We start from the raw sequence: 256 nt of genomic DNA on the forward strand, positions 1-256 counted from the left end.
GGCTGCAGCGCTGGCTGTACGATCTGCGCGCGCAGCGCCTGCGCCGACGGCAGGTCGGAGAAGGCGCCGTAGTGCACGCAGGACAGGCCAGTCAAGAGCGGGCGGTCCAGCGCCATGGGACGCGTCTCGAAGGCCGCGCGCAGCAGCTGCAGGCGCGTCACCTCCAGGTTCAGCGGCGCGAACTGTTCGGGCAGCAGCGTCAGGTAGTCATGGCCGGGGCAGACGAAGACGTGCGCGCCGGCGAAGTCGCCCGCGG

The 256-nt window shown here is 71.9% G+C and carries 1 pseudogene; it reads right to left on the reverse strand.

Annotated features, from left to right (window positions below):
* Positions 1–256: pseudogene (locus SB771_RS35695) on the reverse strand (TIGR03364 family FAD-dependent oxidoreductase); the annotation flags it as partial.

The sequence above is a fragment of the Burkholderia sp. SIMBA_051 genome, assembly GCF_046534915.1.
In the GTDB taxonomy this organism is placed as follows: domain Bacteria; phylum Pseudomonadota; class Gammaproteobacteria; order Burkholderiales; family Burkholderiaceae; genus Burkholderia; species Burkholderia ambifaria.